Annotated in this window: 17 protein-coding genes; 14 read left to right on the plus strand and 3 right to left on the minus strand. The window is 55.4% G+C overall.

The genetic code is table 11. The features are described 5' to 3' along the window. The first annotated feature begins 713 nt into the window (after positions 1-713). The 8 genes from yiaK to araD all read left to right on the plus strand — a co-directional run bounded on the left by yiaK (position 714) and on the right by araD (position 8337). Positions 714-1712, plus strand: a complete 999-nt coding sequence (gene yiaK, locus ACMV5I_RS23825; protein WP_414825447.1) for a 3-dehydro-L-gulonate 2-dehydrogenase — start codon at positions 714-716, stop codon at positions 1710-1712. Positions 1713-1721: 9 nt separating this feature from the next. After that, a complete protein-coding gene (locus ACMV5I_RS23830; protein WP_202811095.1) occupies positions 1722-2201 on the plus strand; it encodes a YhcH/YjgK/YiaL family protein in 480 nt (159 codons plus the stop codon). 61 nt (positions 2202-2262) lie between these two features. Continuing rightward, a complete protein-coding gene (locus ACMV5I_RS23835; protein ID WP_414825448.1) occupies positions 2263-3255 on the plus strand; it encodes a DUF4862 family protein in 993 nt (330 codons plus the stop codon). Positions 3256-3338: 83 nt separating this feature from the next. Next, positions 3339-4637, plus strand: coding sequence for an MFS transporter (locus ACMV5I_RS23840; RefSeq protein ID WP_024486651.1), 1299 nt, complete (start codon positions 3339-3341; stop codon positions 4635-4637). Continuing rightward, positions 4634-6127 (plus strand): FGGY-family carbohydrate kinase, encoded by a 1494-nt coding sequence (locus ACMV5I_RS23845; protein WP_414825449.1) that lies wholly within the window; start codon positions 4634-4636, stop codon positions 6125-6127. The genes ACMV5I_RS23840 and ACMV5I_RS23845 overlap by 4 nt, the downstream gene beginning before the upstream one ends. After that, complete coding sequence (gene ulaD, locus ACMV5I_RS23850; RefSeq protein WP_262185217.1) at positions 6124-6780, plus strand: 3-keto-L-gulonate-6-phosphate decarboxylase UlaD; 657 nt, start codon at positions 6124-6126, stop codon at positions 6778-6780. Before ACMV5I_RS23845 ends, ulaD begins: the two co-directional genes overlap by 4 nt. Position 6781: 1 nt before the next feature. Continuing rightward, positions 6782-7642: an L-ribulose-5-phosphate 3-epimerase gene (locus tag ACMV5I_RS23855; RefSeq protein WP_174333355.1), complete on the plus strand. Its 861-nt coding sequence runs from the start codon at positions 6782-6784 to the stop codon at positions 7640-7642. Continuing rightward, on the plus strand, positions 7636-8337 hold the full coding sequence (gene araD / locus ACMV5I_RS23860; protein WP_414825450.1) for an L-ribulose-5-phosphate 4-epimerase: 702 nt from the start codon (positions 7636-7638) through the stop codon (positions 8335-8337). Before ACMV5I_RS23855 ends, araD begins: the two co-directional genes overlap by 7 nt. Positions 8338-8455: 118 nt before the next feature. Here araD and pntB read toward each other — a convergent pair whose 3' ends face one another. Together pntB and pntA are read right to left on the minus strand one after the other, a co-directional pair. Beyond that, positions 8456-9847: a Re/Si-specific NAD(P)(+) transhydrogenase subunit beta gene (pntB, locus tag ACMV5I_RS23865; RefSeq protein WP_414825451.1), complete on the minus strand. Its 1392-nt coding sequence runs from the start codon at positions 9845-9847 to the stop codon at positions 8456-8458. Between the two features lie 12 nt (positions 9848-9859). Beyond that, positions 9860-11386, minus strand: a complete 1527-nt coding sequence (gene pntA, locus ACMV5I_RS23870) for a Re/Si-specific NAD(P)(+) transhydrogenase subunit alpha (RefSeq protein WP_121606935.1) — start codon at positions 11384-11386, stop codon at positions 9860-9862. 538 nt (positions 11387-11924) lie between these two features. On the opposite strand from pntA, the gene ydgH reads away from it, so the two are divergent. Together ydgH and ACMV5I_RS23880 are read left to right on the plus strand one after the other, a co-directional pair. Then, on the plus strand, positions 11925-12875 hold the full coding sequence (ydgH, locus tag ACMV5I_RS23875; protein WP_021177865.1) for a DUF1471 family protein YdgH: 951 nt from the start codon (positions 11925-11927) through the stop codon (positions 12873-12875). A gap of 229 nt (positions 12876-13104) precedes the next feature. Beyond that, positions 13105-14496, plus strand: a complete 1392-nt coding sequence (locus tag ACMV5I_RS23880) for an amino acid permease (RefSeq protein ID WP_024486778.1) — start codon at positions 13105-13107, stop codon at positions 14494-14496. Positions 14497-14626: 130 nt separating this feature from the next. Here ACMV5I_RS23880 and ACMV5I_RS23885 read toward each other — a convergent pair whose 3' ends face one another. Continuing rightward, a complete protein-coding gene (locus ACMV5I_RS23885) occupies positions 14627-15043 on the minus strand; it encodes a hypothetical protein (protein ID WP_121606936.1) in 417 nt (138 codons plus the stop codon). Between the two features lie 120 nt (positions 15044-15163). Here ACMV5I_RS23885 and folM point away from each other — a divergent pair, with 120 nt between their 5' ends. The 4 genes from folM to ACMV5I_RS23905 all read left to right on the plus strand — a co-directional run bounded on the left by folM (position 15164) and on the right by ACMV5I_RS23905 (position 19530). After that, positions 15164-15886 (plus strand): dihydromonapterin reductase, encoded by a 723-nt coding sequence (gene folM / locus ACMV5I_RS23890; protein ID WP_024486780.1) that lies wholly within the window; start codon positions 15164-15166, stop codon positions 15884-15886. Between the two features lie 71 nt (positions 15887-15957). Continuing rightward, positions 15958-16686, plus strand: coding sequence for a two-component system response regulator RstA (rstA, locus tag ACMV5I_RS23895; RefSeq protein WP_046808275.1), 729 nt, complete (start codon positions 15958-15960; stop codon positions 16684-16686). Further along, entirely contained in the window at positions 16683-17987 is a 1305-nt protein-coding gene (rstB, locus tag ACMV5I_RS23900) for a two-component system sensor histidine kinase RstB (protein WP_021806503.1), read from the plus strand. The genes rstA and rstB overlap by 4 nt, the downstream gene beginning before the upstream one ends. Before the next feature lie 46 nt (positions 17988-18033). Further along, entirely contained in the window at positions 18034-19530 is a 1497-nt protein-coding gene (locus ACMV5I_RS23905) for a carboxypeptidase M32 (protein WP_414825452.1), read from the plus strand. Positions 19531-19596: the final 66 nt, after the last annotated feature.

The raw sequence follows: 19596 nt of genomic DNA on the forward strand, positions 1-19596 counted from the left end.
CAAAGAGAGAGTGTGTGCGGCGATGCGAAAACTGCTGCAACTGGCCTATGGTGTGGTGAAATCAGGAAAGACATTTAATGCGGAAATACCGCTTGCCGGATAGCCGACAAGACGGTATCTCTCCCACTGTAAAGGTTGGAGATCACATTAATACGGGTTTGGGGAGAGGGAGCAAGTCCAGAGCCGCTGTCAGGTACAGGTGCCAAAATGTAGCACGTTTAGTCCCCTCTCAATGATGTTGGGTAAGTGAGGTTTGCCAATTAAGGTTACCGTTGCCCCTCACACCAACCCTCTCCCACTGTAGAGGTTGGAGATCACATCAATACGGGTTTGGGGGAGAGGGAGCAAGTCCAGAGCCGCTGTCAGGTACAGGTGCCAAAATGTAGCACGTTTAGTCCCCTCTCCCTTTGGGAGAGGGTTAGGGTGAGGGGAGATTGCTGCGCGCATTTCTTCGCTTAGCCGACAAAAATCAAGTATGGGGGGAGTTTGCCTCTCCCTGCTTTGTCACGTCTGTAGCACGCCAAACCCCTCAAACTGTGTTGCCGATCACATAATCGCCAGGCTAATTTAACTGACTGTTTTTAAGAGATAATTTCCTAGGCTCCGGCTTTGACTTCGTCCCAACAGCGGTATAGCATTTATTTGAAATGCAATTTCGCATATTGAAATACAAAGAACATAAAACATGCAGTTCACCATAAGGGAGAAGCAGTATGAGAGTGAGCTATACCGAGTTAAAACAGCAATTCAAACGCGTGCTGCTGGCACGAGGCGTGGCGGAACCCACCGCGGATGAGTGTGCCACCCTGTTCGCCGATACCACCGAAAGCGGCGTCTATTCCCACGGGGTCAACCGCTTCCCACGTTTTATTCAGCAGTTGGACGCGGGTGATATCGTGCCTGGCGCCGAACCGAGCAAGCTGCTGTCGTTAGGCGCAATCGAACAGTGGGATGCCCATCAGGGCATTGGCAACCTGACCGCCCGCAAGATGATGGATCGTGCTATGCAGTTGGCGGATCAACACGGAATCGGCCTGGTGGCGTTGCGTAATGCCAACCACTGGATGCGTGGCGGAGGTTACGGCTGGCAAGCGGCAGAAAAAGGTTATATCGGCATTTGCTGGACCAACTCGATCGCCGTCATGCCGCCTTGGGGGGCTAAAGAGTGCCGTATCGGCACTAACCCGCTGATCGTCGCCGTGCCGAGTAATCCCATCACCATGGTAGATATGTCGATGTCGATGTTCTCCTACGGCGCGCTGGAAATGAACCGCCTGGCGGGCAAAAAACTGGCGGTAGACGGCGGTTTCGATAACGACGGCAACCTGACGCGCGATCCGGCCATCATCGAGGAAAATCGGCGTATCTTGCCGATGGGCTATTGGAAGGGGTCTGCGCTGTCGATAGTGCTGGATATGATCGCTACCCTGCTCTCTGGAGGTTCATCGGTCGCTGAAGTTACCGAAGATAACCGCGATGAATACGGCATTTCGCAGGTGTTTATCGCCATTGAGATCGACCGCCTGATCGACGGCAAAACCCGTGATGAAAAACTGCAGCGCATTATGGATTACGTTACCAGCGCCGAGCGTGATAACCCAGAAGTCGCCATTCGCTTGCCGGGCCACCGCTTCCCGCACGTCCGCGCCGAAAATCAACGCGATGGCATCCCGGTAGACGATCGGGTCTGGGCCCGCATTCAGGCACTTTAAGGAGCAGTTATGATCTTCGGCCATATTGCCCATACGGCAGCAGAACACTATCCCCCGGCGATTGCCAAAGCCGTGGCCTATTTGCAGAACACCGACTTTACCGCCCTGTCTGCTGGGCGTTATGAGGATCCTGAAACCGGTTATGTGGTACAGGTGCTGGATCTTCACACGCAACATAAAGATGAGTTGCGCCCTGAAGTACACCGCAAAAATATCGACGTGCAGTTCCTGGTAAGTGGTACTGAATTAATAGGCGTTGCGGCGGACAGAGGAAACAACGTTATTCATCAGGAATTATTAGCGCAGCGCGACATTATTTTCTATCGGGATGTGGAAGACGAATCCTGGTTAACCATGCAGCCCGGTAATTTTGCGGTATTTTATCCGCAAGATGTCCATCGCCCTGCATGTATTAATCAAACGCCCTGCGATATCAGAAAGGTGGTGGTGAAAATACCGATAACATTACTTTCCAGCACGATGAAATAAAGACTGTCTCATAACGTGAATTTAGCCGTTTCATTGATTGCGATAATATCAGGTGAAAAATATGGAAAACACAACGCCGGGCTTTATTATTGGTGCTTATCCTTGCGCCCCTTCATTTCATCAGCTCGAACGTGAAAAGGAAGTTCAATTCTGGGATCGGCTGGCTGAACTGCCGCTGATCCGTGGGCTGGAGCAACCTTGTCTGGACGATCTGCATCCTTATGGTGACGATTTCTTGCTTAAGCAGATCCCCAACCACTGGCAACTGGTGCTTACCGCGGTAATGGGGACTATGCAACGACGCGGCAGCGGGCGGGATTTTGGCCTCGCCGCCCGTAATGAGGAAGAGCGCCAGGCAGCGGTGGATTATATCCGTTCAATACATGACAAAGTTAAGCGAACCAACGATCGCGCCGGTCGCCAACAGGTGGTAGCCCTGGAGCTTCAATCGGCCCCCAACCGGCAGGAAAAAGACAGTGCGGCGGCGCGGCAGGCTTTCATTGCCTCATTGGAAGACATTGCCGGTTTGCACTGGGAATGCGATTTGGTGATTGAGCACTGCGATGCGCTGACCGGGCCCATGCCACGCAAGGGTTTCCTGACGCTGGAAGATGAGATCATCGCGGCGCAGGCGATAAACCGCCACTTTGGCGATACGCTAACCCTGGCCATCAACTGGGGCCGTTCTGCTATTGAGGGGCATAATAACCATCTACCTTTGCAACAGGTGAAACAGTGCCAACAGGCAGGGTTATTAAGCGCCCTGATGTTCTCCGGCACCGCCAGCCACGGTGCTTATGGCGAATGGGAGGATACTCATGCGCCCTTTGCCCCATTCGATGGCAGCCATTATGTTTGCCATGAATCATTAATGACGCTGGACAGTGCGCGGCAATTATTTAATCAGGCTCCGCTGGCAGAATTAAACTATGCCGGTATCAAATTACTGTCCACCTCGGCACAAGAGAGCGTTGAGCAACGGATCGCTATTATCAAGGATGGTATCAACGCCCTGGCGCTAAGCAGTGGCCTGATCACGACACCAATAAAATAGAACATCAAATAATACCCATTAAAACGGTAAACAATAATACGGATTTATTCCGAGCCCCCTACTTATGCGAAGGTATCAATAACATGAATACTGCTTCTGTTGCTGTTAACCAAAGTCAGACCATACCCAAATTACGCTGGCTGAGAATTGTGCCGCCTATTCTGATTACCTGCATTATTTCTTATATGGACCGCGTTAATATCGCCTTCGCCATGCCTGGTGGCATGGACGCCGAATTGGGGATCACCGCCTCAATGGCCGGATTGGCGGGCGGCATCTTCTTTATCGGTTATCTGTTCCTGCAAGTGCCCGGCGGTAAGCTGGCGGTTAACGGTAACGGCAAGAAGTTTATTGGCTGGTCACTGCTGGCCTGGGCGGTGATCTCGGTGCTGACCGGTTTGGTGACCAATCAATACCAACTGCTGTTCCTGCGTTTTGCCCTGGGTGTTTCCGAAGGCGGTATGCTACCGGTGGTGCTGACCATGATCAGCAACTGGTTCCCAGACAAGGAACGGGGCCGTGCCAACGCCATCGTGATCATGTTCGTGCCGATCGCCGGTATCCTCACCGCCCCGCTATCCGGCTGGATCATCACCGCCTGGGACTGGCGCATGCTGTTCCTGGTGGAAGGTGGCCTGTCACTGGTGGTAATGGCGTTATGGTGCTTCACCATCAGCAACCGCCCACAGGAAGCGAAGTGGATTTCGCAGGCAGAAAAAGACTACCTGATCAAAACCCTGCATGACGAACAACTGCTGATCAAAGGCAAAACGGTGCGCAATGCTTCGCTGCGACGCGTGCTGGGCGACCGGATCATGTGGCAACTGATCCTGGTTAACTTCTTCTACCAAACCGGGATCTACGGCTACACCCTGTGGCTGCCCACCATTCTGAAGGGCCTGACCAACGGCAATATGGAACAAGTGGGCTGGCTTGCCGTGCTGCCCTACATTGGTGCCATTTTCGGCATGCTGATCGTTTCCACCTTGTCCGATCGTACCGGTAAACGCAAAGTCTTCGTTGCCCTGCCGCTGGCCTGCTTTGCTATTTGCATGGCGCTTTCCGTGCTGCTGAAAGATCACATCTGGTGGTCTTATGCCGCGTTAGTCGGCTGCGGCGTGTTTATTCAGGCGGCGGCCGGTGTGTTCTGGACTATTCCCCCCAAATTATTCAACGCCGAAGTGGCCGGTGGCGCACGCGGCGTGATCAATGCCTTGGGCAACCTCGGTGGCTTCTGCGGCCCCTATATGGTCGGCGTGCTGATCACTCTGTTCAACAAGGACGTTGGCGTTTATAGCCTGGCTGCCTCACTGGCGATCGCCGCACTGCTGGCGCTGATGTTACCCAACAAATGCGACCAGGTCGCCGGGAGCGAGCAATGAAATACTGGCTAGGGCTCGATTGCGGCGGCACCTTTATCAAGGCCGGATTGTATGACGCCGAGGGTAAAGAACTGGGCATTGCCCGCCGTAATCTGGCAATTGTTGCCCCACAGCCTGGTTGGGCGGAGCGGGATATGCCCGCGCTATGGCAAACCGCCGCCAGCGTGATCCGTGAGGTGTTGGAACACAACGGTATCGCTGCGGCAGCCGTTCAGGGGCTGGGGATTTCGGCCCAGGGCAAAGGCGTGTTCCTGTTAGATAAACAGGGGCAACCGCTGGGTAACGCTATTCTGTCTTCCGATCAGCGGGCACTGGCTCAGGTGATGGCCTGGCAACAAGCGGGCATGCCGCAAGACCTGTACGAGCAAACTCGCCAAACCCTATGGACCGGCCATCCAGTTTCGCTGCTGCGCTGGATCAAGCAGCATCAACCCGAGCGTTACGCCAAGATCGGCAGCGTGCTGATGGCGCATGACTACCTGCGTTACTGCCTAACGGACGAACTGGCCTGTGAAGAAACCAATATCTCCGAATCCAATCTGTATCAGATGGAGCGCGGCTGTTATGACCCGGCGCTGGCACAGCTGCTTGGCATCGGCGAGATCATGTCAGCCCTACCGCCGATTGTCGGTTCTGCCGAGATCGCCGGGCGCGTTAGTGCTGAAGCCGCGGCGTTGACCGGCTTGCAAGTCGGCACCCCGGTGGTAGGCGGTTTGTTTGACGTGGTATCCACCGCACTCTGTGCCGGGCTGCAGGATGAAACCCGACTCAATGCGGTGATGGGCACCTGGTCGGTCACTAGTGGTATCACCGCGACAATCACTTCCGACTCCGGCTATCCGTTCGTTTATGGCCGCCACGCCGAGCAAGGCAAATACATCGTCCACGAAGCCAGCCCTACCTCCGCCGCCAATCTGGAGTGGTTTTGCCAGCAATGGGGCTTGCAAGACTACGCGCAGCTCAACCGTTGGGTGGCTGACCTACCCAAGGCTGGCAGCCAGTTGCTGTTTGCCCCCTTCCTTTATGGCTCCAACGCCGGGCTGGGATTGAGTGCCAGCTTCTACGGTATGCAGGCCTTCCATCAACGAGAACACCTGGTACAGGCGATTTTCGAGGGCGTGGTGTTCTGCCATATGACCCATCTGAATCGTATGCGGCAACGTTTCCCCCAGACCAAGGCGCTGCGCGTCACCGGGGGGCCTGCTAAATCGGCTCCCTGGATGCAAATGTTTGCCGACGTCAGCGGCTTACCGGTTGAGCTCCCGCAGGTGGAGGAAACCGGCTGTTTAGGTGCAGCGATGGCTGCCATGGTGGGCACCGGCGCTTTCAGCGACTTTGCCGCCGCGCAGCGGGCATTGGCTCCACGCATCGAAACCGTTCTGCCAGATCCCGCCGCTCAGGATGCATACCACCGTAAATACCAACGTTATCAGGCGCTGGTTGCCACGCTACAAACGCTGCAACACGGCGACTTTCAGGAGGCTTTATGACCATCAAACCGCGCCTGCAATTGGCGCTCGATCACACCCGGCTGGATGCCGCTCTGCAAACGGTCGACCGCCTACATCCGTACGTCGACATCATCGAGGCGGGCACCATTTTATGCATCAGCGCCGGGATCCAGGCAGTGAGCGCCCTGCGTGAACGTTGCCCGCAACATACGCTGGTCGCCGATCTGAAGGTGGCCGATGCCGGAGCTACCCTGGCCGAACAGGCTTTTTCGCAGGGAGCCAACTGGATGACAGTGATATGCGCAGCCCCCTTGGCCACCATGGCTAGCGCGTTGGAGGTGGCCGAACGCTACCGGGGCGAAATCCAGATCGAACTGTTTGGCCGCTGGACGTTGGAAGATGCCAAAGCCTGGCGCGATCTGGGTATCAAACAGGCGATTTACCACCGGGGCCGCGATGCACAGGCCAGCGGGCAAACCTGGGGCCAACAGGATCTGGACACCATGAAGGCGCTGTCCGATCTGGGGGTTGAGCTTTCGGTTACCGGCGGGATCGTCCCGGCCGATTTGCCGCTGTTTAAAGACATCGCCGTGACGGCGTTTATTGCCGGGCGTGCGCTGGCCGAGGCTGCCGATCCGGTGGTGGCCGCACGTCAGTTCCATACCGCCATTGATGACATTTGGAGATCTTGATATGCGCCAGCATCCGTTGGGAATTTACGAAAAAGCGCTGCCGAAACATCTGAGCTGGCCGGAGCGGCTGGCATTGGCCAAGGCCTGCGGCTTTGATTTTGTCGAGATGTCGGTTGATGAAAGTGATGAACGGCTGGCACGACTGAGCTGGAGCAAAGAGCAGCGGCTTTCGCTGGTCAGCGCCATGTTGGAAACCGGCATCAGCATTCCCTCCATGTGCCTTTCCGGCCATCGCCGCTTTCCTTTCGGCAGCCATGATGAGGCCACGCGGCAACAGGCTTATCTGATCATGGAACAGGCGATCCAGTTGGCCAAAGACGTTGGCATCCGCACCATTCAGTTGGCGGGTTATGACGTGTATTACGAACAGCAGGATGAAGGAACCCTCGCCCGCTTTGCCGAGGGTATGCAATGGGCGGTGGAACGTGCCGCTGCCGCGCAGGTGATGCTGGCGGTCGAAATTATGGATACCGAATTCATGAGTTCCATCAGCAAGTGGAAAAGCTGGGATGCCCTGCTGGCTTCCCCTTGGTTCACGGTATATCCAGACGTTGGCAACCTCAGCGCCTGGGGTAACGACGTAGCGGAAGAATTGCATCTCGGTATTGACCGCATCGCGGCCATTCATCTCAAAGACACCTTCCCGGTCACTGAGACGTCACCGGGCCAGTTCCGCGATGTGCCATTCGGTGAAGGCTGTGTGGATTTTGTCGCCCTGTTCCGCACGCTGAAACAGCTCAACTATCGCGGTGCATTCCTGATAGAGATGTGGACCGAAAAGGCCGACGAACCGGTTGCCGAGATCGTGCAAGCCCGCCGTTGGATTGAACAGCAAATGCAGCAAGGAGGAATGACATGCTAACTCTGCCACAGCTTAAACAGCAGGTATTGGAGGCCAACCTCGACCTACCGCGCCACAAGCTGGTGACCTTTACCTGGGGTAACGTCAGCGCCGTTGACCGTGAACGCGGGTTGGTGGTGATCAAACCTTCCGGCGTGGAATATGCGCATATGCAGGTGGAGGATATGGTGGTGGTCAATCTGGCTGATGGCCAACGCATTAAGGGCAGTAAGAAACCCTCTTCGGATACCGCTACCCATCTGGCCCTATACCGCGAATTTGCCGACATCGGCGGCATCGTGCATACCCATTCACGCCATGCCACTATCTGGGCGCAGGCCGGGTTGGATATCCCTGCCTGGGGCACCACTCATGCCGACTATTTCTACGGTGCGATCCCTTGTACCCGGTTGATGACCGCAGACGAGATCGAGCACGATTATGAACTGGATACCGGCAAGGTGATTATTGAAACCTTCCGCCAGCGCGGCATCAACCCAAGCGCCATCCCGGCGGTGCTGGTCAACGCCCACGGGCCGTTTGCATGGGGCAAGGATGCGCATGACGCAGTTCACAACGCAGTCGTGCTGGAAGAGATTGCCTATATGGGGATTTTTTCACGGCAGTTGACGCCGGGGCTTGGCAACATGCAGCAGGTGTTGTTGGATAAGCATTACCTACGTAAGCACGGCAAGAACGCCTATTACGGCCAATAGCGGGTTGAGTAAATGGGCGCAGCATGCGGCGCCCCTACGGTCGAATATGTGAGAGCTCTAGCTAAAAAAATGCCAGCCACTGTGAAGTGGCTGGCATTGTGTTTTTCCAACAGTGATATTACAGCGCGCGCAGGATCGCTTCCACGCTGGCCTTGGCATCGCCAAACAGCATCTGGGTGTTCTCTTTAAAGAACAGCGGGTTCTGCACACCGGCATAACCGGTATTCATCGAGCGTTTGAACGCGATAACGTTTTGCGCTTTCCACACTTCCAGCACTGGCATACCAGCAATTGGGCTGCGCGGATCTTCCAACGCCGCCGGGTTCACCGTGTCGTTGGCACCAATGACCAGGACGGTATCGGTGTCCGGGAAGTCATCGTTGATTTCGTCCATTTCCAGCACCACATCGTACGGCACACGGGCTTCCGCCAGCAGCACGTTCATGTGGCCCGGTAAACGGCCCGCCACCGGGTGAATACCAAAGCGCACCTTGATACCGCGCGCGCGCAGCTTCTCGGTAATTTCCGCGACCGGATACTGCGCCTGTGCCACCGCCATGCCGTAGCCTGGGGTGATGATCACCGAGGTGGAGTTACGCAGCTGTTCAGCCACTTCTTCCGCCGTGGTTTCGCGGTATTCGCCCATCTCTTCTGCGTCGCCGGTTGAGGAACCATCGGTACCAAAACCACCGGCAATCACGCTGATAAACGAACGGTTCATCGCTTTACACATGATGTACGACAGGATCGCACCGGAAGAACCGACCAGCGCACCGGTCACGATCAGCAGGTCGTTGCTCAGCATAAAGCCTGCCGCCGCTGCTGCCCAACCGGAGTAGGAGTTCAGCATCGACACCACCACCGGCATGTCTGCCCCACCGATTGACGCCACCAGATGCCAGCCGAAGCCAAGAGCAATCACGGTCATGATCAACAGTGCGAACACTTCCCAACCAACGCTGTTGGTACGAACGAACAGCACCATCAGCAGGAAGGAAACCACCAGGGTAGCCAGGTTCAGCTTGTGACGGTTAGGCAACATCAGCGGCTTGGAAGAGATAATGCCGCGCAGTTTGCCAAAGGCCACGATAGAACCGGTAAAGGTCACCGCACCGATGAAGATACCGAGGAACACTTCGGTAAGATGGATATTTTCCATCACCGGTTCCATGGCGATCGTGCCGTGATCCAGGTAGCTGTTGAAGCCGACCAGCACCGCAGCCAGACCCACGAAGCTGTGCAGCACCGCCACCAGCTCTGGCATTTCGGTCATTTCGACCTTCTTGGCCAGATACACGCCGATGGAACCACCGATGATCATCGCGATAATGATCCAGCCCACGTTACCGGAATCCGGCCCGAGGATGGTGGCGATCAGCGCGATCGCCATCCCAGCCACGCCGAACAGGTTACCCTGCTTGGACGTTTCATGGCGCGAAAGACCGGCCAGGCTGAAAATAAACAGAATAGCGGCAACAATGTATGCAGCTGTAACTAATCCACCAGACATTTTTGCTACCCCTTAGTTTTTGCGGAACATCTTCAGCATGCGCTGAGTGACGGTGAATCCACCAAAAATGTTGATGCTGGCGATCAGTACCGCGACAAAGGAGAGGAAACTCACCCAGCCGCCATGACCAATCTGCAACAACGCACCGACCACGATAATCCCTGAGATCGCGTTAGTGACCGACATCAACGGGGTATGCAATGCATGGCTGACGTTCCAGACCACGTAGTAACCCACCACGCAGGCCAGCGCAAACACGGTAAAGTGAGACAGGAACTCTTTCGGCGCCGAATTGGCAAACCAGCCGAACAGGATGATCGCCAGTGCGATCAGGCCGTATTTCACCATTGGTGAGGTTGGTTTCTTTTCAACTTTCTCGATTGGTGCGGCGGCAGCCTGCTTCGGCTGGGCAGATACCTGGATTGGCGGTGCTGGCCAGGTGACTTCGCCATCGCGAACCACGGTCACGCCGCGGATCACGGTGTCTTCGAAGTCGATATCGATTTCGCCGTTTTTCTCTTTCGACAACAGCTTCAGCAGGTTCACCAGGTTGGTGCCGTAAAGCTGTGAGGACTGCGTCGGCAAGCGGCTTGGCAGATCGGTATAGCCGATAATCTTCACGCCGTTTTCGGTGACGGTCACCTGATCGGCCACGGTCAGCTCACAGTTGCCACCGGTTTGCGCGGCCAGATCGACAATCACGCTGCCCGGCTTCATGGAAGCCACCATCTCTTTGGTAATAAGCTTTGGTGCCGGGCGGCCAGGGATCAGCGCGGTGGTCACGATAATGTCCACTTCCTCTGCCTGAGCGGCAAACAACGCCATTTCCGCTTTGATAAAGGCTTCAGACATCACTTTGGCATAGCCATCGCCGCTGCCTGCTTCTTCCTCAAAGTCCAGCTCGAGGAATTCTGCGCCCATACTCTGCACTTGCTCTTTCACTTCCGGGCGGGTGTCGAAGGCGCGAACGATCGCCCCCAGGCTACCAGCCGCACCGATAGCGGCCAAGCCAGCAACCCCAGCACCGATGATCATCACTTTGGCCGGGGGAACTTTACCGGCGGCGGTGATCTGGCCGGTGAAGAAACGCCCGAACTCGTGCGCTGCCTCAACGATAGCGCGATAGCCTGCGATATTGGCCATTGAGCTCAGCGCATCCAGGGACTGCGCACGTGAAATACGTGGCACAGAATCCATGGCCATAGCGGTCACGTTGCGGGCCGCCAGCTTCGCCATCAATTCTGGGTTTTGTGCAGGCCAGATAAAGCTGACTAACGTACTGCCTTCACGCATTAACGCAATTTCTTCCTCAAGAGGTGCGTTAACCTTCAGGATCAGATCCGATTGCCACACATCGGCTGTATCGGTAATTGTCGCCCCTGCAGCTTGATAAGCTGCATCTTCAAAGCTTGCCAGTTTTCCCGCCGCGCTTTCGATCGCAACGGTAAAGCCCAGTTTCAGCAGCTGTTCTACCGTTTTCGGCGTTGCTGCAACTCGGGCTTCATTGGCCAACCGTTCTCTTGGTACACCAATACGCATAATGTTCCCTTCTCACCTGTTCTGATGATGTTTATTATCGTCTTACCCATAGCGATAGCACCGGCTGGCAAGTTTTTTATCAGCCTTGCCTGTCTGCAAATTAAGGTGCCACCTATAACCTACTGAAAATGTGATCGATGATCCATAATTGCTTACGTTTACCCGTCAGTTTTTACATAAAAATTCAGCTAAGGCTATGACAAATCTCAAATCTGGATGCAAAAACTGCCTGGAAGGCCCTTTTCAACGCACTATTGTGCAGAACCAGCCCTAGGCCATTTCCTGTCAGCCGCGGAAAGCGAGCATAAAAGTTATAAAATTGTGAATAATTAACATTAATGAGATTAAACGCTTTATTATTGAAACTTATAACCCGTTGGCCCAATGTGACTCACCTACTGTGGCTCGGCTTTGTCGCATCGCATCACATAAAATGCTGAGACACCTGCCAAGGTTACATGGCATAATCTGCGGCTGAATTACACCTAAACTGTTCAGCACGTTATAAACGTTACTGCGCTTGGCGAAAGGATTTTTTATGAAGCTGAAGACCACGATCATCGCATCAGCCTTGTTATCACTTACTGCGCTGTCTGTGCATGCCGCGCAAGAGTTAACTCCTGAGAAAGCAGCGGCCATCAAGCCGTTTGATCGCATCACCATTACCGGCCGTTTTATTGCCATCAACGAAGCTGCCGATGCCGTATCCCGCCGTGCAGATAAAATGGGGGCCGACGCCTTCTATATCCAGGACATCAACAACAGCAACAATGGCGGCAACTGGCGCGTCACCGCAGACGTCTATCATAAAGATGCCCCAGAAGTCAGCAAAGAGACCAAGTACCGCGTGATTAACGGTGTGAAAGAGCTGCCGAAGGACGAAGCCTTCCTGCTTGAACCTTACGATACCGTGACCGTCAGCGGCTTCTACCGCAGCCAGCCAGACATCAACGACGCCATCTCCAAAGCCGCACAGAAGAAAGGCGCTGCCTCGTTCTTTATCGTGCGTCAGGTGGATGCCAACCAGGGCGGCAACCAGTTCATCACCGCTTATATCTATAAAGCCGATGCGCCGAAACGTGTGGTGCAGAGCCCGGATGCCGTACCTGCCGATTCTGAAGCCGGTAAAGCCATGCTGGCTGCTGGTGGTGCAGAAGCCGCCAAGGTCGAGATCCCAGGCGTTGCCTCTTCCGGCTCACCAGCCCGCGACGTTGGCCGCTTCTTCGAAACTCAGACCTCTACCGGCCAGCGTTACACTGTAACCTTGCCGAACGGCACCAAGATCCAGGAAGTGAATAACGTCACCGCCGCGCAGATGGTGCCGTTTGATTCCGTGACCTTTACCGGCCACTTCAACAGCATGACCGACGTCTCTACCGAAGTGGCCAAACGTGCCGCAGAGAAAGGCGCCAAGTACTACCATGTGACCCGCCAGTGGCAGAACAAGAGCGGCGGCAACCTGACCGTCAGCGCCGATCTGTTCAAATAATCCCTGCTGTCACCTCGATCGAAGGGCTGCCACTGTGCAGCCCTTTTTTATACCGCTGCTGAATAAGTTTTTACTCATCGCGCATAACCAATCATTGCATCCGCAAGCATCTCCCCTTAGAATTTGCGCCAATTTTTAGCTCCATTGCCTGCCCTTGCGGTAATTGCCATGACGTTATGGCTGGCCTGCACGGAACGCATAGTTGTTTATTCTGTCTCGGGATCCATCATTGGAAAGAAAACTTGGTCTTACCGCGTTAACCGCCTTGGTGCTCAGCTCAATGCTGGGCGCAGGCGTCTTTAGCCTGCCGCAGAATATGGCCGAGGTTGCCAGCCCGGCGGCCTTGCTGATTGGTTGGGCCATCACCGGCGTCGGTATTCTGTTCCTGGCCTTTGCCATGTTGCTGCTGACACGCCTACGCCCCGACCTGGACGGTGGCATCTTCACCTACGCCAAAGAAGGCTTTGGCGAACTGGTGGGCTTTTGCTCTGCGTGGGGTTACTGGCTGTGTGCGGTGATCGCCAACGTTTCTTATCTGGTGATCGTGTTTGCCGCACTGAGCCTGTTTACTGACCGCAGCGGCACGGTGATCCTGGGTGATGGCAATACCTGGCAGGCGCTGATCGCCGAATCCTTGTTGCTGTGGATCGTCCATGCCTTGGTATTGCGTGGCGTGCAAACGGCGGCCAGCATCAATCTGGTGGCCACCCTCGCCAAATTGCTGCCCCTTGGCCTGTTTGCCGTGCTGGCCGCTATCGCGTTCCGCATGGAGACCTTCACCCTGGATTTCCACGGCGTTGCTCTTGGTACGCCAGTCTGGCAACAGGTTAAAGACACCATGTTGATCACCCTGTGGGTGTTTATCGGTGTTGAAGGTGCTGTGGTAGTTTCCGCCCGTGCCCGGCAGAAAAAGGACGTTGGCCGCGCCACCATGCTGGCCGTGATTTCCGCTTTGGCGGTGTATCTGGTGATCACCCTGCTTTCGCTCGGCGTAGTGCCACGCAGTGAGCTGGCTGAAATGCGTAACCCGTCAATGGCGGTGCTGATGGTTGACCTGATCGGCCCTTGGGGTGATGTGATCATCGCCACTGGCCTGATCGTTTCGGTGTGCGGGGCCTACCTCAGCTGGACCATCATGGCGGCCGAAGTGCCTCTGCTGGCCGCTCAACACGGCGCATTCCCCAAAATTTTCCGCAAGCAAAACCAGAACCACGCCCCGTCAGCCTCTTTGTGGTTAACCAATGGTGCGGTGCAAATTGCGCTGGTGATTATCTGGCTGACCGGTAGCAACTACAACTCGCTGCTGACCATCGCTTCCGAGATGATTCTGGTGCCGTATTTCCTGGTGGGAGCCTTCCTGTTCAAGGTGGCCCGTCAGCGGCAAGACAAGCGGCTGATTTTCGCCGCCAGCGGTGCCTGCCTGTATGGGCTGTGGCTACTCTATGCTTCAGGTCTGATGCACCTGTTGATGTCGGTGCTGCTGTATGCACCTGGCTTGCTGGTGTTTATGTATGCCCGCAGTGGACATCAGGATGTGAAATTGCTCAACCGACTAGAGAAAAGCACCGTTATGCTGCTGTTGGCCGCAACCCTGCCGGCCGGATGGTTTATGTTGCATTGATCGACCATTAACGGATTGCTGGATTGGCCATAGGGGGCACTGCATACGGCTAACCTACTGATTATTCAGGCGGGCGCAGCATGCAGCGCCCCTACGTTTTGAGCCGGTGCTGAATGTCTGCCTCACCCGGTTAATTGCCAGCCACCGGTTGGGCGTTAATGGTGATCCGCTCACCCACCTGCGTCACTATCACCGATTCGCCGCACTCTTTCTCAATAGCGACCAACTGCTCCGCCGCCAGCGGATACGGCAGTTGAATATCAAACACCACCAACTGCTGCTGCCGGGCCAGATCGATCAGGCGAACAATGTTGACCTCATCGCTGACCTGCGTCGAAACCACCTGTAACGCCAACTCTTTCAACTGATCCTGACGTGAGCGTGAGTCTGCCTCGCGCGATTTCACGACCATGCCAAAAATGGGCATCACGCCATAGATTGCATCGATAAAGCGCCACTGCTTCTTGCAGGAGGCAGATAAAAAATGGGTGTAGTCAAAACAGACTCTCTCACTGCGCGCGACGAATGCAAGATGATCGTTGTTCATCTTCGTTACCCTTCTGGTGGCCAGTGCTGAAATGTCATCGATGGCAAGCGTTATCCGCTTTCTGACGTATAATGGCATAATTACCTTAATGTTTACCAGTTTGCTCTGGAGCTTTACTCGATGGTCTCTCACAACTCGGCCCCTGTGCTGATCACCGGCGGTGCCCGCAGAATTGGGCTGGCTCTGGCCAAGTCGTTCTTACAGCGAGGCGTTCCGGTCATTATTGCCTATCGCAGTGAATACCCGGCTTTAGCCGAACTCCAAGACCTTGGCGCGATCTGCCTGCAGGGCGATTTCTCTGCCCACGAAGGGATTTATCGTTTTGCCGATCAGGTAAAACAGGTTGCTCCCAAGCTGCGTGCCGTGATCCATAACGCCAGTGCCTGGTTGGCAGAATCGGCCGAGACTCCACCTGAACAGGTAATGGCTTCGATGCTTCAGATCCACGTTTACACGCCCTACCTGTTAAACCAACTGCTGGAGCCCTGCCTGCTTGGCCAAGGGCAAGCCGGTGCCGATATCATCCATCTGACGGATTATGTGGTGGAGAAAGGCAGCGACAAGCACATTGCCTATGCAGCCAGCAAGGCCGCGCTGGACAATATGACCCGTTCCTTTGCCCGCAAACTGGCCCCCGACGTCAAAGTCAATGCCATCGCCCCGGCTCTGATTATGTTCAACACCGGCGATGATGAAGCCTATCGCCAGCAGGCGCTGACCAAATCCCTGATGCAGATCGCCCCAGGGGAAAGTGAAGTGGTCAATCTGGTTGATTATCTGATGGGCAGCCGCTACGTCACCGGGCGCACTCACGGCGTGGATGGCGGGCGACCGCTGCGCTGAATAATGGGCATGGCGCAACACCGAGCAGCGCGCTATGCTGGATGCCGTTTTTCCTATAAAACCACCCTATTATGACTAAAATTGTTTTTGTAGAAGACGATCCTGAAGTGGGCAAACTGATTGCCGCCTATCTGGGCAAACATGACATTGACGTCATCATCGAACCCCGTGGCGATACGGCACAGGCCTGTATTGAGCGGGAACAGCCAGACCTGGTGCTGTTGGATATCATGCTGCCCGGCAAGGACGGCATGACGCTATGCCGCGATCTGCGCCCGGTTTATCCTGGCCCGATCGTGTTGCTCACCTCACTGGACAGCGATATGAATCACATCCTGTCATTGGAAATGGGTGCGCATGACTACATCCTCAAGACCACGCCGCCTGCTGTGCTGCTGGCTCGCCTGCGTTTACACCTGCGCCAACACGGTAGCAACCAGCCAAAAGAAGAACAAACCCAGAACATCACCCAACATAATGCCGTGCATTTTGGTTTGCTGTGCATCGATCCGGTCAACCGCCAGGTGACACTGGGGGAAGAGATCGTCACCCTTTCCACCTCGGATTTCGATCTGCTGTGGGAGTTGGCAACCCATGCCGGGCAGATCATGGCCCGTGAAGCGTTGCTGCAAAACCTGCGCGGCGTCAGCTACGACGGTATGGATCGCAGCATCGATGTGGCCATCTCACGCTTGCGCCGCAAGCTGTATGACAATGCCCTGGAGCCGTTTCGCATCAAGACCGTGCGCAACAAAGGCTATCTGTTTGCCCCCAACGCCTGGGCATCGGTGCAACAATGAGAAAACTGTTCGTGCAGTTCTTTTTACTGCTGTTCGTCTGCTTTCTGGTGATGGCGATGCTGGTTGGCCTGGTTTACAAGGTCACCGCCGAACGTGCCGGGCGCCAATCAATGGACGACCTGATGAAGAGTTCGCTGTATCTGATGCGCAGCGAGCTGCGGGAGATCCCGCTAAAGGACTGGAACAAAACCATCGCCACCCTGGATTTAAACCTGTCGTTCAAACTGCATATCGAGCCGCTCGGTAAGCAGAACCTGAATGAAGATCTCACCAAGCGTCTGCACATGGGAGAGATTATTGCGCTGGACGATCGCTACACCTTTATGCAGCGCATTCCCCGTAGCCACTACGTGCTGGTCGTTGGCCCCATCCCTTATCTGTTTTATCTGCACCAGATGCGCATTCTGGATTTGGTGCTGCTGATTTTTATCGGCTTGTCGCTGGCCCTGCCGGTGTTCCTGTGGATGCGCCCGCATTGGCAAGACTTGCTGAAACTGGAAAATGCCGCCCAACGTCTGGGGGCCGGACATCTCGATGAGCGTACACACTTTGTACCCACCTCGAGCCTTTACCGGCTTGGCGTCGCCTTTAATCAGATGGCCGATAACGTCAACACGCTGATCGTCAGTAAAAAACAGCTGATTGACGGTATTGCCCATGAGCTGAGGACTCCGCTGGTACGCCTGCGCTACCGGTTGGCCATGAGCGATAACCTGACCGACGGCGAGCAACAGGCGTTGAATCGGGATATCGGCCAGCTAGAGTCCCTGATCGACGAGCTATTGACCTATGCGCGTCTGGATCGTCCTCAGGTAGCCTTGAATATTGAGCCTATCGATTTGCCCGGCTGGCTACAGGATAAGGTGGCCGATATCCAGTTGATCCACCCAGAGCGCGACATTGAGCTGAACATCCCACATGTCGGTGACTTTGGCGGTGTCGATCTGCGGCTGATGGAACGCGTGTTAGACAACCTGGTCAACAATGGCCTGCGCTATAGCGAACGGCGTTTACGCGTCGGCCTGTGGTTTGACGGTGACGCCGCATGCCTGCAGGTGGAAGACGATGGCCCAGGCATTCCCCCAGAAGAACGCGAACGGGTATTCGAACCCTTCGTCCGCCTCGATCCCAGCCGCGATCGCGCTACCGGCGGCTGCGGGCTTGGATTGGCGATCGTGCATTCCATCGCCGTGGCTTATCAAGGCCAGGTCTTTGTGGAGGCGAGCTCTTTGGGCGGCGCCAGTTTCCGCTTCTGCTGGCCGATTAAACCCCCTTTAGATACCAAAACAGAGCCGGCATAACGATCCGGCCCCGTTGGCTCAACGGATCCACTATGGAGTTGAACAAATGACATCTGCATCATCCTCTACGGCCTACGGCCAACTTCGCGCCCTATTCACCCGCCTTTCGCGTTTTGACCACCTCTCGGCCATCAGCGGCTGGGATATGCAAACCATGATGCCGCCAGGTGGCAATAAGGCGCGTTCCGAAGCCCTGGCGGAATTGAGCGTGTTGAAGCATCAAATCCTGACGGCACAGAAAACGGGTGAACTGCTCGACCGCGCGCAACAAGAAGCGCTGGATGAATTTGACCGTGCCAACCTGCTCGAAATGCGCCGCCAATATGATAATGCCGTGCTGGTGCCAGAAGCGCTGGTCGAAGCCAAATCCCTTGCAGGTGCGCGCTGCGAACATGCCTGGCGAGTACAACGTCCGGCCAATGACTGGGAAGGCTTTAGCGATAACCTACGTCAGGTGGTCAAACTGAGCCGTGAAGAAGCGCAGATCCGCGCACAGGCGGCGGGTGTCAGCCGTTATGATGCGTTGCTCAATCTGTATGAACCTGGCATGCGCAGCAGCGATCTGGACCGTATCTTTGGCGATCTGAAAACCTGGTTGCCCGACCTATTGCAAAAGGTGGTTGCCAAACAGCAGCAGGAGCCTTGCCTGATCCCGCAAGGTCCGTTCGATGTCGACACCCAGCGTAAGCTGAGCCTGAGCGTGATGAAGCTGCTCGGCTTTGACTTCGACGGCGGCCGGGTTGACGTTAGTGCTCATCCGTTCTGCGGCGGCGTGCCGGAAGACGTGCGTATCACCACTCGCTACAACGAGAAAGAGTTCCTTACCGCGCTGCTTGGCATCGTGCATGAAACCGGGCACGCTCGTTACGAACAGAACCTGCCGCGTGAGTGGCTGGGCCAGCCCGTGGCGCAAGCTCGGTCAACGGCGATCCACGAATCACAAAGCCTGTTCTTTGAAATGCAGCTGGCTCGCGGGAGTGATTTCCTGAAAGTTCTGCGGCCGCTGATCGTCAATCAGTTTGGTGAACAACCGGCCCTGGAAGAAAGCAACTTTATTCGCCTTAATCAGCGGGTGAAGCCTGGCCTGATCCGCGTCGATGCCGACGAGGTCAGCTACCCTGCCCATGTGATATTGCGCTATGAAATCGAGCGTGCGTTGATTGAGGGCGAGATCGAGGTAGAAGATATTCCAGCACTATGGAATGAGAAGATGCAAAGCTACCTTGGCCTGGATACCGTGGGCGATTATCGCAACGGTTGTATGCAGGACATCCACTGGACGGACGGTGCCTTTGGTTACTTCCCAACTTACACCTTGGGTGCGATGTATGCGGCCCAACTGTTCGACAGTGCACGCAACGCAATGCCAAAACTGAGCGAAGATATTGCTGCCGGTAATTTAACCGCGCTATTCCATTGGTTACAGCAAAATATCTGGCGTCATGCCAGCCGTTACCCTACCGATACGTTGATCACCAACGCCACGGGTAAGACGTTAGACCCAAGCTATTTCCGCCGGCATCTGGAAAGCCGTTACCTGTAATCTCCGCCCCCTCCGTACGTTAAGGTGTTACTGGTATAGCTTAACGTACGGATTTGAAAAATAGAG

This window comes from Serratia sp. T13T92, assembly GCF_047530105.1.
In the GTDB taxonomy this organism is placed as follows: domain Bacteria; phylum Pseudomonadota; class Gammaproteobacteria; order Enterobacterales; family Enterobacteriaceae; genus Chania; species Chania fonticola.

Excerpts from the sequence above, each read along its gene's own strand:
- yiaK (WP_414825447.1), top strand. The coding sequence starts at position 714 with ATGAGAGTGAGCTATACCGAGTTAAAACAGCAATTCAAACGCGTGCTG.
- ACMV5I_RS23830 (WP_202811095.1), top strand. The coding sequence starts at position 1,722 with ATGATCTTCGGCCATATTGCCCATACGGCAGCAGAACACTATCCCCCG.
- ACMV5I_RS23835 (WP_414825448.1), top strand. The coding sequence starts at position 2,263 with ATGGAAAACACAACGCCGGGCTTTATTATTGGTGCTTATCCTTGCGCC.
- ACMV5I_RS23840 (WP_024486651.1), top strand. The coding sequence starts at position 3,339 with ATGAATACTGCTTCTGTTGCTGTTAACCAAAGTCAGACCATACCCAAA.
- ACMV5I_RS23845 (WP_414825449.1), top strand. The coding sequence starts at position 4,634 with ATGAAATACTGGCTAGGGCTCGATTGCGGCGGCACCTTTATCAAGGCC.
- ulaD (WP_262185217.1), top strand. The coding sequence starts at position 6,124 with ATGACCATCAAACCGCGCCTGCAATTGGCGCTCGATCACACCCGGCTG.
- ACMV5I_RS23855 (WP_174333355.1), top strand. The coding sequence starts at position 6,782 with ATGCGCCAGCATCCGTTGGGAATTTACGAAAAAGCGCTGCCGAAACAT.
- araD (WP_414825450.1), top strand. The coding sequence starts at position 7,636 with ATGCTAACTCTGCCACAGCTTAAACAGCAGGTATTGGAGGCCAACCTC.
- pntB (WP_414825451.1), bottom strand. The coding sequence starts at position 9,847 with ATGTCTGGTGGATTAGTTACAGCTGCATACATTGTTGCCGCTATTCTG.
- pntA (WP_121606935.1), bottom strand. The coding sequence starts at position 11,386 with ATGCGTATTGGTGTACCAAGAGAACGGTTGGCCAATGAAGCCCGAGTT.
- ydgH (WP_021177865.1), top strand. The coding sequence starts at position 11,925 with ATGAAGCTGAAGACCACGATCATCGCATCAGCCTTGTTATCACTTACT.
- ACMV5I_RS23885 (WP_121606936.1), bottom strand. The coding sequence starts at position 15,043 with ATGAACAACGATCATCTTGCATTCGTCGCGCGCAGTGAGAGAGTCTGT.
- folM (WP_024486780.1), top strand. The coding sequence starts at position 15,164 with ATGGTCTCTCACAACTCGGCCCCTGTGCTGATCACCGGCGGTGCCCGC.
- rstA (WP_046808275.1), top strand. The coding sequence starts at position 15,958 with ATGACTAAAATTGTTTTTGTAGAAGACGATCCTGAAGTGGGCAAACTG.
- rstB (WP_021806503.1), top strand. The coding sequence starts at position 16,683 with ATGAGAAAACTGTTCGTGCAGTTCTTTTTACTGCTGTTCGTCTGCTTT.
- ACMV5I_RS23905 (WP_414825452.1), top strand. The coding sequence starts at position 18,034 with ATGACATCTGCATCATCCTCTACGGCCTACGGCCAACTTCGCGCCCTA.